Origin of the sequence: Paenibacillus sp. ClWae2A (assembly GCF_032452295.1) — a bacterium.
Taxonomy (GTDB): Bacteria; Bacillota; Bacilli; order Paenibacillales; family Paenibacillaceae; genus Paenibacillus.
Genome location: NZ_JAULSQ010000003.1, coordinates 147,533 through 162,896 on the forward strand (window position 1 = coordinate 147,533; position 15,364 = coordinate 162,896).

9 protein-coding genes are annotated in these 15,364 nt (G+C 46.6%); all 9 read right to left on the bottom strand.

What is annotated here, in order from left to right; genetic code table 11:
• Positions 1-161: 161 nt before the first annotated feature.
• Positions 162-1,817 carry a beta-N-acetylhexosaminidase gene (nagZ, locus tag QVE09_RS11895; RefSeq protein WP_315936983.1) on the bottom strand — a complete coding sequence of 552 codons (1,656 nt, stop codon included), beginning with the start codon at positions 1,815-1,817 and terminating at the stop codon, positions 162-164.
• 27 nt (positions 1,818-1,844) lie between these two features.
• Entirely contained in the window at positions 1,845-3,476 is a 1,632-nt protein-coding gene (locus tag QVE09_RS11900; RefSeq protein ID WP_315936984.1) for a response regulator transcription factor, read from the bottom strand.
• Positions 3,473-5,308 (bottom strand): cache domain-containing sensor histidine kinase, encoded by a 1,836-nt coding sequence (locus QVE09_RS11905; protein ID WP_315936985.1) that lies wholly within the window; start codon positions 5,306-5,308, stop codon positions 3,473-3,475. The genes QVE09_RS11900 and QVE09_RS11905 overlap by 4 nt, the downstream gene beginning before the upstream one ends.
• A 32-nt stretch (positions 5,309-5,340) precedes the next feature.
• Positions 5,341-6,171: a carbohydrate ABC transporter permease gene (locus tag QVE09_RS11910; protein WP_036674968.1), complete on the bottom strand. Its 831-nt coding sequence runs from the start codon at positions 6,169-6,171 to the stop codon at positions 5,341-5,343.
• Positions 6,171-7,055, bottom strand: a complete 885-nt coding sequence (locus QVE09_RS11915) for a carbohydrate ABC transporter permease (protein ID WP_315936986.1) — start codon at positions 7,053-7,055, stop codon at positions 6,171-6,173. The genes QVE09_RS11910 and QVE09_RS11915 overlap by 1 nt, the downstream gene beginning before the upstream one ends.
• A 51-nt stretch (positions 7,056-7,106) precedes the next feature.
• Positions 7,107-8,474: an ABC transporter substrate-binding protein gene (locus tag QVE09_RS11920; protein ID WP_315936987.1), complete on the bottom strand. Its 1,368-nt coding sequence runs from the start codon at positions 8,472-8,474 to the stop codon at positions 7,107-7,109.
• A gap of 278 nt (positions 8,475-8,752) precedes the next feature.
• Positions 8,753-9,502 (bottom strand): pyruvate formate-lyase-activating protein, encoded by a 750-nt coding sequence (pflA, locus tag QVE09_RS11925; protein ID WP_315936988.1) that lies wholly within the window; start codon positions 9,500-9,502, stop codon positions 8,753-8,755.
• Between the two features lie 89 nt (positions 9,503-9,591).
• Positions 9,592-11,850, bottom strand: a complete 2,259-nt coding sequence (gene pflB / locus QVE09_RS11930) for a formate C-acetyltransferase (protein ID WP_315936989.1) — start codon at positions 11,848-11,850, stop codon at positions 9,592-9,594.
• Positions 11,851-12,727: 877 nt separating this feature from the next.
• On the bottom strand, positions 12,728-15,340 hold the full coding sequence (adhE, locus tag QVE09_RS11935; RefSeq protein WP_074095716.1) for a bifunctional acetaldehyde-CoA/alcohol dehydrogenase: 2,613 nt from the start codon (positions 15,338-15,340) through the stop codon (positions 12,728-12,730).
• Positions 15,341-15,364 lie beyond the last annotated feature (24 nt).

Consider the following 15,364-nt stretch of genomic DNA (forward strand, 5'->3'; position numbering starts at 1 on the left):
ACTTTTAATAGAAGGAAAATGCTATGAAAATAGTTATCTATCAATTATCTTTTTGGCATTCATATCCCAAAATTACCCAACAGAAAATTCCATCAAAAAAATCTCTCCAGGAGATGGTCAATTAACACCATATCGCAGAGAGATTTAAGGTTAGAATAGGTCTAGCGCAAACGGACAGGCAGACTTCCTGTTGGCTGCAGTCCACCGATTAACACATGGGACAGTACCCGAACAACTGCAGGTGTATTCTCATACGTACACACATAACTTCCCGGCCTCGAAATCTCCAGCAGATCATATGGATTGCGCAGAGCAATTACAATCAGGGAATGATTCTTACTAAGCTTTTCAACCAAATACTGTTGCCCTTTTGGAAGATGACCTGCAGATGTGTACGTACATACGATAACTTGTTCACTCTCCGACACATCTGCCAATATCCGATCTGCTTCATCATAAGTGGGCTGAGTTGTAATGATGTGCTCACGAACTCTGCCTCGCAACTGCGATAGCGCAATACCCAGCGATTCTGTATGAGACCACGGTTCATCCACCTCTGTCCGTTGCACAACTTCAGGCCAAATGACATACACATCCTTCTCTGGGTCCAACGGCAGCAGCCCATCATTATGAACGATGGTAATGCTGCTTGAAGCAATCTTGAACAGTGTCAATTCGTTTAATTCCCTGGTTTCAGTGGATTCAGTGGGTTGAGTGAATTCAGTGTTTTTAACAGGTTCAACATCTGCTGTTTCAAACGGTTCACTCGCTTTGGGCGAAACAAGATGATTATTCTGCTGCCCGCAGCGCTTTCTTTTCCATGTCATAATGCGTTCCACCGCCTGATGAATAACCTCTTCCGAAATGCGCCCCGTTCGAACTGCTTCCACAATGGCTTCCAGCGCAGCAACCTGATCTTGCAAGGTATGACTCACCAAGATCAGATCTGCTCCTGCCTCCACAGCACGAATGGCAGCTTCAGCTACCCCATAGGGTTTGGATATCGCATGCATTTCAAGACAGTCTGTAATAATAATGCCTTCAAAACCCATTTCCTCACGTAGCAGACCTGTTAACACCTTATGCGACAACGTTGCCGGAATGGGCTCGGGCTCAATCGAAGGGAACATCACATGAGCTGTCATAATAGCATCAACTCCCGCCTCAATCGCCCGGCGGAACGGTAGCAGCTCCATCTGTTCCAGCCTGTTTCGATCATGAGGTACCGTAACTATGCCAAGATGAGAATCTATGGCGGTATCTCCGTGTCCCGGGAAATGTTTAGCAGTAGCAGCTACGCCCTGTAATTGATATCCGGTGATGGCTGCTACGCCATGAGCGGCCACACTTTCAGCATGTTCACCATACGAACGTACACCGATTACCGGGTTAAGCGGGTTGTTATTTACGTCGACCACTGGCGCAAGGTTCATATCAATACCGATGTTTTTTAACTCACGCCCCAGAATTTGGGCACACTCCAGGGTATATTCCGGATTTCCTGTTGCACCAAGTGCCATATTACCCGGCACTTGGGTCATTCCCTCTTTGTCAATCCGTGCAACCATGCCGCCTTCCTGGTCCACCGAAATCATAAGTGGTAATGCTCCCGCTTCAGCAGCCATATGCTGCAGTTCCACGGACAGCCGTGTCAATTGATCTACACTTTCGACATTCCGCCGGAAATAAATGACGCCCCCGACGTGATAATCACGGATTAAGTGAGTAATCTGTTCATCTGCGTGCTGACCGTGAAATCCACACATCAACAATTGGCCTACCTTTTGCTCCAATGTCAGATCATTCAAGAGTTTCATCTAACCTCTCCTCTCGTTTCCTAGCCACTACGAACCCAATCGTTTGCTCTGCCTGTACTCGGAGGGTTTCATATGGAAGTGTTTATGAAACACCTTGGAGAAGTAACGGCGCTCCTTGAAACCTGTTGCTTCCCCAATTGCTGTAATGCTCCATTCGGTTGTACTCAACAATAAAGCGGCACTTTCCATCCGTTTCTGCGTCATATATTCCACAAAAGTAACACCCATTTGGGTTTTAAACAGCTGGCAGAAGTATCCCGGGCTGATTCCGAGCCAATCTGAGACCTCATCTATTCCCAAGTCCTGTTGCAGCCGTGCGTCCATATACTCACATGCAGATAGGATCAGTTCCGATACGGAAGGACGTGGCAGTGTTTGTTTGCCCTGACAGGCATGGATAACGACCTCTGCAAGTTCAAGGAGTTCCCTCATGGAGACGGCCCCTTGCAGTGCATTCCAATAATTCACTTCGTGCTCTTCAGCGATGGCCTGTACTTCGCGCAGTTCCCGAAGCATATGTACAAGCATAAACCGAAGATTGGTTTCATCTATGTTGTTGAAGGATTCTCCCGAATTCCCCATTTGCTGTTTAAGCCGATCCAATACATCGCGTAATCCCTGCTTGTTCCCTTGTCGAATCCACCGAGTAACAAGCTCCAGATCTTCTCTTGTAATCCATGAGTTTGCCCCTTTGGAGGCCGCATGTTCATACGATATGGTGGTTTCGGGACAATTCGCCTTCAGCACCCTGTCTTCACTCTCCGCGTGGCACATCAGTATTTTTTGACAATGCCGGTATCGATCCAGAATTTGACTTTCCAGGTTCACGGGCACAATATCCTGAACAACCCTGACCTTCACATTTGAATCCAAGGATAATATCGCATTTAATTCGAGACACAGTTGATGGGCCAGTTCCTCTGAGACACGTTTCCACTCCCCCGATGCCTCCAGCAGGATGCACCACTCACCTTTGCGGGTCGAAAGAATCTGACAATCCACCGTAATTCTCTCTGCCACTTCCCTAAGGCTGGAACTTACGGTCTCATGCCATCGTTGATGCTGAAGCTCGGACCAACCAATAGAATGGCGAAAATAACCGACCGCATCCACCAGCAGCAACGTATAAGGTGCAGTAGTTGTTATGAATTCAGGAACAGAGGCAGGATAGGCAACCTCCAATGGTGCTTCTCCTCGCAAAAGGTCCATCAACTGTTTGTGTCTGATCCAGCTTTCCATCTCTTCGCTGCGATAACGTTGCGATTCGTTTTCCAGTCGTCTCTTCTGGATCTGCCCGGCAAGCTCACGCAGTTTATGTTCCAGATTCAAATAATCAATTGGCTTACATATGTATTCATGTACGTTATACTTGATAGCGGTTCGAGCATATTCAAACTGCTGATAACCGGTCAGTAAAATAATTTCACACGTTTCACCCTGCTCTCGCAGCAAACGAATAAGTTCCAATCCATCCATAGACGGCATCCGAATATCACACAAGAGAATGTCTGGATGACTTTCTGTTACTTTCCCCAGCGCTTCTACACCACTTCTCGCTGTACCTGTGATTTCAATCCCCATCTCTTCCCAGGGTAAAATGTAGTTCAGATTCTCCAGAATCGGCAGCTCATCGTCAACCAGCATTGCAGTCAGATTCATCCGGCTTCCTCCTGCTCATATAATGGAATGATGCATCGAATAACTGTGCCATACCCCGGTGCTGAACATATAAATATGCCATACCCGGCCCCGTATTGAATACGAATTCGATCTGCCACACTTCGTAATCCCAATCCCCGGCGTTCCGTTATGGACGATAATGATTCCGCCCCTTTCACCAACATGTCTCCCGGCGGATCTGCTGCCATGTACTCAAATCGTGCGAGCATTTCCTGGGGAATACCGATCCCATTATCCTCAACACATAACACAAGTTGATCCTGTTCTGCATATGCGCTTATCCGCAGTACACCTGGATAGGTGATCCCCTCAAACCCATGTTGAATGCTATTTTCCACCAGAGGCTGGAGGGTAAGCTTGAGCAGGATTGAGCTGTATAGATGGGGTGGAATGTCAATCTCATAGGTGAACAAATCACTGAACCTGTACTGTTGAATCTCCAGATAACTCTGCAAATGCCTGATTTCCTCACCCAGCGGAATCTCCTCCTGATCCTGAATGCTGATACGAAGCATATTGCCAAGTCTGGTCACCATCTCGCTTACTTTGCGGCCCTCCCCACGCAGCGCTAATCCATTAATGGATTCCAATGTGTTAAACAGGAAATGAGGTTTGATCTGGGCCTGTAGTACACGTAGTTCCGCTTGGGCCTTCTGCTCTTGCTCTGCCCGAACACGACGGAATAATCCCCCGATCCGATCCAATAGTTCATTGAACCCTTGCGCAAGCAGCTGCATTTCGTCAAATCCTTTTCCTTCGACCCTCGCATTAAAATCACCATCATCCACACGACGCATAAACCTTACAAGTACAGCAATGTTACCCGTAATGCGATTCATGAAAAAAAGATTAAAGATCATCGCTGCGAGCAGGCATAAAAGAATAATGATGACTGACCAGCCTGCAAAAGCATTGGTTTCCGCAGATAAGGCTTCCCATGAAGTCACACTGACGAGGCTCCAGTTATAGTTCTTCAGATGATATTGCGAAATGATGCTCTCCTTGCCGTCAAAGACCGTTCTGACACTGCTAAAGCCAGGACCGTAACTGTCGGATTCAGCACCAAGATTTTGCATGTTCTCACCGTTATAAATACCTGCAGGATCATAGACGATCAGCCCTTCTTCATTAATTAACAGGAACGACGTATCCTGTGCTGAATCGCTGATTTGCAGGTGACGGAAGATCCGGTCGATCTCTCCTTTTTTGATCTGAACAACAAGCACGCCGATATTTTGAAAATAACTGAGTTCTTTGACCAGTCTGATCTGGGTGAAGACAGGTTCTACCCCGGTTAATTCGGGATATTCCAGAGGTGCGAGCCATTTGGGCACGCCATTAAGTTGCTGAATTTCGTTAAACAAGGGATGCACTTTGAATTGCTGGAAAGGAAGGGCTTGAAAATTTTCTTTGGTGAAAATGGATACAACCTGGTTGTTCTCGGACGAACGCAAATCATATAAAAAGGCATAACTGATGAACGGATAATTATATAGAAGGGAACGGAAATTGCGCTGGCTGGCATTCAGGGATAACTGATTACCGGTTCCCAGATCCTGCTTGGTCGGATCTTTGGCGTTCAACGCCATTTGAAAAACCGATGTCGCTATCCCGTTGTCGGTAACATTATTAATCTGCTGAAATACATTCTCGATATTGTAACTAATAGCCTGAAGCGCATATTCGGCCTGTTGATTGTATTTTTTCTCAATCGTATGTGATGTGACCAGAAACATGCCAATGCCTAGCGCACACATCGGTACAATAATCAGCAGCAGAAATGCCAAGGCCAGCTTCATTCGCAAGTTCATATCCCGTTCTCCCTATCAACTGGTTCATGGTATTAACCTTTGACACCACCTGCAGTTACTCCTTCTATAATTTTCTCCTGGAGTATAGCGTAGATCACAAGTACAGGTACAACGCTGTATACAATACCTGCTGACATCTGGGCATAGTTCATCTGATATTGATCCCGAAACTGGACCATGCCCACAGGCAGCGTACGCAATTTATCGGTGGATAAGAAATAGTTGGCGAGTAAAAATTCGTTCCAGTTGCCGAGGAAATTAACGATAAAAACGGTAACAATAGCCGGAACCGTAAGAGGTATCACTATTTTAGCAAAGATACCCGGGGCCCTCAAGCCATCCATGACCGCCGCTTCCTCAATTTCTCCAGGCAGAGAACGCATAAAAGCCGCCAGGATAATAATGGTAAAAGGGATCGCATTGGCCACATAGGGCACGATCAATGCCAGATGTGTATCCAATATGCCCATTTTGCGTACAAGCAGATAAATCGGCAGCATAAGTGCATTGTTGGGAATAAGCATACCCGCCAGAATCAGGCTGTACAGAAACAGGCTCCATCTCCGGTGTCTCATCCGGGTTACGGCAAAAGCAAACATGGCACCGAGCACAATCGTACACGCCGATGATAGAACCGAAATGTACAGGCTATTCCAGAAATACGTGCCAATCTTGGCATTCACCCAAGCCTCCACGTAATTGTTAAACTCCCATGTTGTAGGTAAACCGAATGGATTCAGGGCGATTTCATTGTTATCCTGCTTAAATGAAGAAAAAATTACAAATAGAAAGGGAAACAAAATCGCGATCAAGTACAACATTAACAACACATGAGGTATACTGCTTTTTATGCTTTTCGCCATCAATATTCCACCTTCTCGCTCCGCCTCGCTACCAGCAGTTGATACACCGCAGTGAGCACAAGCGTCAGAGCAAAGATCAGCACTGCAATGGTATTGCCATAGCCATATTTGAAGTTGGTAATCGCGTATTTGATCATGTATGTGGCCAGAACCTCGGTGGACCCGGCGGGCCCACCTTTGGTCATGACAATCACGATGTCTGCTGCTTTCATGGCACCTGCAATGGACAACATGATCACCACCGAAATGATCGGCCGGATCAGCGGCAACGTAATTCGCATTGCACGTTGTACCGCTGTTGCCCCATCGATTGCAGCCGCTTCATCCAGATCACGGGGAATCGCCAGTATGGCCGCGAGCACCATGACAATGTAAAATCCCGTCCACTGCCAGGCATTGGTCACCAAGATGGACAACATGGCAAATCGGTTATCCGATAACCAGTAGATTGGATCGATGCGCAACACATGAAGTATTTTGTTTAATAGTCCGATATTGGGTTCATAGATGAATCCCCATAAAATACCGATAACGGCTGTCGACATGATGGATGGTAAAAAAACAGCTGTTTTATACAGACCTTTCAGTCTTCTCACATTGGCAATCAGAAGCGAAAACAGGACGATTAGAGGTACCTGAATAAGAACCGAAAATCCGATGAAAAAGCCGTTATTCCGTGTGGAAATCCAAAATCGTTCATCAGTCAGTGCCTTCACATAGTTGGATAAACCCACAAAACGTGGCTCAGCGGATACCCCATTCCAACTCGTCAGACTGTAATATAAGGAGCTGCCAATTGGATATAGAAAGAACATTACAAACAGAATTAAGGCTGGCATTACAAACAACGTATAGATTAACGGGCTGCGGAGTGAAGTATTCATGGTCAGCCTCCTTCAGTCACTTCAACGATCGCAGTTTCAACTTGAATTGATTTATTCCACGGAAGCGTTTGCTTCCTCCTGCACCTTTTGCAACTCTTCTGCCATTTTCTCTGGCGTGGTCTGCCCACCAATCAACTTCTGGATTTGCAGATTGCTGATCTCTGTCGTCACATCGGCCTGAACGAGTGCATCAAATGCCGGGAACGACGTCTTGGACGCATTAAGCACGGCCACAATTTCTTTCATCAGATCATCGGTAATGCTATCGGTCAGCACTTTCTCGTCCAGCTTCATCGCAGGCAACACGCCATCTTCCACAAGACCACGGACCTGCATATCTTCATTGTAGAAATTTTTGATAAAAGCTTTCACTGCTTCCAGCTTCTGCGGGTCATCCGCCACTGCTGCCGAGAATCCGTATCCATTGTTCACATCCCGCATCAAAGACGTCTGATCTCCTGCGCCGTTCTCTACCGGAGGCATATTGAAGAATCCAACCTTGCCAATGAGCGATTCACCGCTCTGACCTTCTTTGAATACAGATGATTTCCATGTTCCGTCATACATCAACACCGCTTCGCCGCTTGTAAATTGCGTGGTATATTCGGCATACTCGAAGCCCAGTTCACCTTTTTTGAAATAACCCTTATCCACCCATTCCTTATGTTTGGCAAAACCTTGCACAACACCCGGATCAGTCCACTTCGCTTCACCTGTTGCAAACTTTGCGGTAATCTCCGGCCCGGCATACCGGGACCACAGGTGGTTCGTTAACATAAGCGGTACCCAGCCTGCCTTGGATGCAGAAGCCAGCGGCACTTTGCCATCGGCCTTGATCTCGGCCAATATGTTGTCAAGTTCAGCCATGGTGGTTGGGGCTTTCCATCCTTTTTGTTCGAAGTACTCTTTATTATAGAAAAAACCTTCGCCCGAACCGCCAATCGGCAGTCCATATACTTTGCCTTCATAGGTAAATGGTTCAAGGGATGTAAACTGGTCTTGAATGCCCAGCTCTTGCAGGATTGGGGTCAGATCAAGCAGCATACCTTCCTTGGCATAAACTTTGGAATCCGGGCTACCGAACAGTTCAAATATATCCGGCGGGTTGCCTGCCGCCATCTCTCCGCGAAGCTTTTCCTTACGATTCACATCGGATTCGACACCATCCAGCGTAAAGGTCAGATTGGGTACCTCTCCCTCCACTTTGTCCACAACATCCTGCAGAATGGCCAGTCTTTTCTGTTTGTCGGCCCCCACCTGTGTGTGACGGAGAAGCATCTCAACCGGTTCCTTACTTGTTTCCTCCACAGGTGTGTTGCCTGCGCCTTGCTGTGGCTCGTTACTTGAGCTTGCACATCCCGCCAAAGTCCATGAAGTGATAAGCAATAATGAAAGCAGTAATGTCATTCCTTTTTTCATCTGGTTGACCCTCCTCAAGATATTGAGCATTTGGCTTTACACTCTGATTATAAAAAGCCGGAGCTTACATCGTAAGGATGACAATTCATCAATGGAGGGATAAAATCCTTCACTGGACCCATAATCTTGCATTTACAATGGATATCAGCAAAAAAACAGCCCCTGCGAAACATATTCGCAAGGACTGCTTGATTGGAATATAAGTTGAACTTAAAAATATTTACACTTGCCACTCCGATGACAGAACAACCTTCCGATCGCTGTTATCCCCAGATTTTTTAATTGGAACAAGTCACGCCAGCCGTTTCCTGGCGACCCTGTTCGATCAGGCGATACGCCCGCTCCACTTCTTCTTCACTTGGTGAAGGAACTCCATCCAGTGGATATACTTTACCGAGCGCTTCCCATTTGTAGATCCCCATCTGGTGGTATGGAAGAATTTCGAACTTCTCGACGCCATTTAATGTTCCAATAAACCGTCCGAGGTTAAGCAGATCCTCTTCCTCGTTATGAATACCAGGCACATACACGTGGCGTATCCACATTTTCCGGCCTTGCTCCGATAACCACTTGGCCGTTTTTAACGTTCTCTCATTGGATTTGCCTGTTAGCTTGATATGTTTCTCGTCATCAATATGTTTGAGGTCCAGCAGAACCAGGTCTGTATGATCCAACAGATCGTGAATCCGTTCCGGTTCGTTAAATCCATTGCTGTCCAGTGTCGTATGCAGTCCCCAGCGGCGCTTCACTTCCTTGAAGATTTCGGCTACAAAGTGGGCCTGTAACGTTGGTTCTCCGCCAGATATCGTGAGTCCGCCTCCGGAGCTGCGGTAGTAAGACAGGTAAGGCTCAATTTCAGCCAGTACCTCCTCAAGCGTCATTTCTTTTCCACCATCCAGCGCCCAAGTATCAGGGTTGTGGCAATACTGACATTTGAGTAGACATCCTTGCATAAAAAGCACAAAGCGGATGCCTGGGCCGTCAACCGTCCCGAAAGTTTCGAGTGAATGAATATGTCCGTTAACCATGCTGCCTCTTCCTTTCTGTATCCGCATCCGCTGTGCGTTTAATATGATTTGGAATGCCATGCTCTAGCGGTCTTCTACTTGCAAATTACTTACATGGAGCCATGGAACGTACGGTTGATGACATCCAACTGTTGTTCACGAGTCAGTTTAATGAAGTTAACGGCATATCCGGATACCCGTACGGTCAGTTGCGGATAGTTTTCCGGGTGATCCATCGCATCAATCAATTGTTGACGATCAAATACGTTGACGTTCAGGTGATGAGCGTTTTGACCGAAGTAACCGTCCATCATCGCAGTCAGGTTGGATTTACGTGTGGTCTCCTCTTTACCCAATGCTTTTGGCACGATGGAGAAGGTATTGGAAATTCCGTCAAGACTGTGTTCATAAGGCAATTTGGCTACAGAGCCAAGGGATGCCAGTGCACCTTTTTTATCACGACCATGCATTGGGTTCGCACCAGGAGCAAATGGTTCACCTGCTTTACGACCATCCGGTGTAGTCCCCGTTTTCTTACCGTATACCACGTTGGAAGTGATCGTCAGAACGGATTGTGTTGGTACTGCGTTACGGTAAGCTTTGTGCTTGCGAATCATACCCATGAAGTTCTCAACCAGTTCAACAGCAATGCTGTCTACGCTGTCTTCATTGTTACCGTAACAAGGGAAGTCTCCTTCGATTTCAAAATCAACAGCGATGCCTTGCTCGTTACGAATTGGTTTTACTTTGGCATATTTGATCGCACTCAGTGAGTCAGCTGTAACCGACAGACCAGCGATACCGCACGCCATCGTACGTACAATGTCACGGTCATGCAATGCCATTTCGATACGCTCATAGCTGTACTTATCGTGCATGTAGTGAATGACGTTAAGGGTGTTCATATACAGCTTCGCGAGCCACTCCATCATTGGTTTGAAGCGTTTCATGACCTCATTGTAATCCAGCACTTCGCTTGTAATGGCAGGATACTCAGGTCCGACCTGTGCTCCGGATTTCTCGTCACGACCACCGTTGATCGCATACAGGAGAGCTTTAGCCAGGTTGGCACGAGCACCGAAGAATTGCATTTGTTTCCCGATCTTCATAGCCGACACACAGCATGCAATACCGTAATCGTCACCGTAGATCGGACGCATCAGGTCATCATTCTCATACTGGATTGAGCTTGTTTCAATAGATACTTTACTGCAATAATCTTTGAAAGCTTCCGGAAGTTTCGTGGACCAGAGAACAGTCAAGTTCGGTTCTGGTGCAGGACCCAAGTTGTGCAGCGTATGCAGGAAACGGAAGCTGTTTTTGGTTACGCGTGTTTCGCCATTCACAGACATACCACCGATGGACTCCGTCACCCATGTTGGATCTCCACTGAACAGTTCGTTGTAATCCGGTGTGCGCAGGAATTTGACAATCCGCAGTTTCATCACAAAATGGTCAACCAGTTCCTGAGCCTGTTCTTCGGACAAAATACCTTCTTGCAGATCACGCTCAATGTAGATATCCAGGAAAGAAGATACACGTCCCAGGGACATCGCAGCACCGTTCTGTTCTTTGATCGCAGCGAGATAACCGAAGTACAACCATTGGAATGCTTCTTTTGCTGTTGTCGCTGGCAAGGAAATATCGAACCCGTGCATTTCGCCCAATTGTTTCAATTCTTGCAATGCACGAATCTGCTCAGACAATTCTTCCCGCAGACGAATGACATCTTCATCAATAACATCAACTTCGAGTGCATTCAATTCGCCTTTTTTGTTACGAATCAGGAAGTCTACCCCGTACAAAGCTACACGACGATAGTCACCGATGATCCGGCCACGGCCATAAGCATCTGGCAGACCTGTAATAATCCCTGCTTTACGCGCTGCACGCATATCGGAAGTATAAGCATCGAATACACCTTGGTTATGTGTTTTGCGAATGTTCGTAAATATATCAATGACGCCTTGAGGCAATTCAAAGCCGTATGCTTCACATGCATCAATCATCATCCGGATTCCGCCTGTTGGTTGAATGGAACGTTTGAACGGAGCATCGGTCTGAACGCCGACAATCTGCTCTTTGGATTGATCCAGATAACCTGGTTGGTGAGAAACAATAGTCGCTGGTGTGTTTACATCAACGTCAAGGACACCACCGTTATCCCGTTCTTTTTTGGTCAGATCAGATACGATATCCCACAATTCTTTGGTATTCTGGGTTGCACCTGCTAGAAATGCTTCATCACCGTAATACGGAGACAAGTTGTGTGCCAGAAAATCATTCACATCTACGGATTTGGTCCATGTTCCTTTGGTAAAGTTTCTCCAGCCTGTTTGTTGTTTGACATCTTTTTCAATCACCGACATCTTAATCCCTCCACTAATTTGGATTTCTGGACACATAACATCTTGCTTCATTCGTAGCATTGTGTGCCCAGAGCCGCGATTAATGTGAATTGTTTCACATAAACCGGAACATGTTCTCTCTACTTGGGAACCGGAACCGCGGGATGAATGTTTTTCTTACATTTTCAGTATACGACTCGAGGCTTTCATCATCTGTGATTTTTGTCACAAAGCCAGTGAACTAACTCACTCCACCTGCGCTTTGTCCCATTGAACCCGGTAAATTCACACTTAGCCACTGCGCGGGCAGAACAACTTCCGATCGCTGTTCATTATTTAAATTTACTGAAAAAGCGAATGAACCATAGATGATGTACGCTGGCCACTACAAGGAGAGAATAACCTTCCGATCGCTGTTATCCCCGGATTTTTTGATTCACTTTTTCAAAGGTGAAAATCCGTTGATAAAGGCGACCGCTCCGCTTCTTCAGGTTTTTTCTCTCCTCTCCGTTATTGTGTGAACATCTGGCTCAAACAGCCACATCACGAATTCCGTGTAACCTCTTTAAGAACCAATGCTCCTCTATACTCGGAGCAAAACAAATCTTAAAATAAATCCTGAAAAACAGATGCTCGCTCTTCTGTTTTTCTGCCCTCTCCGTTATTGTGTGAACATCTGGCTCAAACGGCCACATCAAGGATTCCGTGCCACCTCTTTAGAACCTTTTGCTCCTCTATGCTCGGAGCAAACTAAATCTTAAAATAAATCCTAAAAAACAGGTGCTTCGCTCTTCTGTTTTTCTGCCCTCTTCCTTATTGTGTGAAAGACGGCAATCGGGGCTCCCCTCTCGGGGAACCCTGATCTTATTGCCGTAAGGCAAGCTTCGTTCTAGATTTATTATTCAAACTTTCCGTAGAAAGCGTTGCGGTAAACATCAGCCAGTTCAGTTACCAGCGGCAACTTCGGATTGGCAGTTGTACATTGGTCTTCGAAGGCACGGTCTGCCAGATAATCCACATGTGCTTCAAAGTCTTTGGCATCAAATCCGATTTCCTGGAACGATTCTTCAATGCCCAGTGTTTTGTTCAGTTTGCGAATGGCATTGATAAGACTGGTTACGCCTTCTTCTGTCGTACGTGCAGGCAATCCCAAGATGCGGGCGATTTCGGCATACCGCTCATCCGCTACAAAGTGCGAATATTTCGGGAACGATGCAAATTTGGTCGGTTTTTTCGCGTTGTAACGAATGACGTGCGGCATCAGGATTGCATTGGTGCGTCCGTGTGCGGTATGGTACTGACCGCCCCATTTGTGCGCCAAGCTGTGGTTAATGCCCAGGAATGCGTTGGCAAACGCCATACCGGCAATTGTCGAAGCGTTATGCATTTTCTCACGTGCCAGTTTGTCGCCTTGCAGTGCCGATTGCTCCAGGTATTGGAACACCAGTTGGATTGCTTTGATCGCAAGTCCATCTGTGTAATCATTCGCCATGACAGACACATAAGCTTCAATCGCATGAGTCAGTACGTCCATACCTGTATCTGCAACGGCTGTTCTAGGCAGGGAGTATACAAACTCCGGATCAACAATCGCTACGTCTGGTGTCAGCTCATAGTCGGCCAATGGATATTTGGTGTTGCCTTGATTTTTATCTGTGATAACAGCGAACGATGTCACTTCAGATCCTGTACCCGATGTTGTTGGGATCGCTACAAATTTCGCTTTTACGCCGAGACGTGGATATTTGTAGATCCGTTTGCGGATATCCATGAATTTCTGTTTCAGATCGTTGAAGTCCGTGTCCGGGTATTCATAGAACAACCACATGGCTTTCGCAGCATCCATCGGTGATCCACCGCCGAGTGCGATAATGCAGTCTGGTTGGAAGCGGCGCATCATTTCGGTTCCGCGATCTACCGTTGTTGTGGATGGATCTGGCTCAACATCGGAGAATACTTCGATCGCTACTGGCATTTGGCGTTGACGCAGATAGTGTTCTACCTTTTCAACATATCCAAGCTTCACCATCATGGCATCCGTAATAATCGCTACACGTGTGATGTCAGGCATTTTGGCAAGGTACTGTGTTGCCCCTTTTTCGAAGTAGACTTTGTTCGGCACTTTGAACCATTGCATATTCACGGTACGGCGAGCCACCCTTTTCACATTGATTAAGTTCACAGCGGTTACGTTGGAAGAAGTCGAGTTACGTCCGTATGATCCGCATCCCAGTGTCAATGAAGGCATGTTTGTGTTGTAGATATCCCCAATGGCACCGTGTGTGGATGGTGAGTTCACAATAATCCGTCCGGTTTGCAGACGATCTGCGAATTTGCCGATCACTTCTTCATTTGTGGAGTGGATAACCGAAGAGTGACCCATGCCGCCAAAAGCAACCACTTCTGCTGCACGCTCAATGCCCTCTGCTGCCGTTTTGACTTTGTAACAAGCCAGTACCGGACTTAATTTCTCAGCCGACAATGGGAACTTGGTACCTACCCCTTCAATCTCGGCCACAAGAATTTTGGTGCCTGCTGGAACTTCAATACCGCACAACTTCGCAATGCTCACCGCAGATTGACCAACAATCGCCGGGTTCACTGCACATTTCTCGGCATTAATCGCACCTGCTGTCAATTTTGCTGCTTCATCTTTGTTAACAAAGTAACAGCCATTGGCGATCATTTTTTTCTTCACTTGATCAAAGATCGGTTCTTCAATGATGACTGCTTGCTCGGAAGCACAGATCATACCGTTGTCGAAAGACTTGGACAGAATCAAATCCGTTACAGCCTGATTGATATCCGCGCTTTTCTCGATAAAGCAAGGTACGTTACCCGGTCCTACGCCCAGTGCAGGTTTACCACAGCTGTACGCTGCACGTACCATGCCTGATCCGCCTGTTGCCAGAATGAGAGCCACATCATTGTGATTCATCAGTTCGTTTGTACGATCCATGGAAGGATCATCAATCCACTGAATACAATCTGCTGGTGCACCATGTTTCACAGCCGCTTCCAGCAGGATTTTAGCAGCTTCCCGGCTACAATTCTGTGCAGATGGGTGGAAACCAAAGATGATCGGGTTACGCGTCTTAATGGAGATCAGTGCTTTAAACATCGTTGTTGATGTTGGGTTCGTTACTGGGGTGATCCCCATGATGATCCCAACCGGCTCCGCAATTTTCTGGAAGCTTTCGTACTCATTATCTTCAATTACACCTACCGTTTTGTCATATTTAATGCTATGATACACATATTCTGTAGCAAATATATTTTTGGTGATTTTATCCTCATATACTCCGCGGCCTGTTTCTTCTACAGCCATCTTGGCGAGCATCATGTGTTTATCCAGACCGGCAAGCGCCATTGCTTGCACAATTCGGTCAATCTGCTTCTGGTCCATCTTCATAAATGCGGCGTGTGCTTTATTCGCTTTGTCAATTAACGTTTGAATATACTGACCTGCTGTCGGTTCTTTTGCTGGGGCGACTTCGTTCTTTACAGCCATCTCCCTCATCCTCCTAAAGGTTCG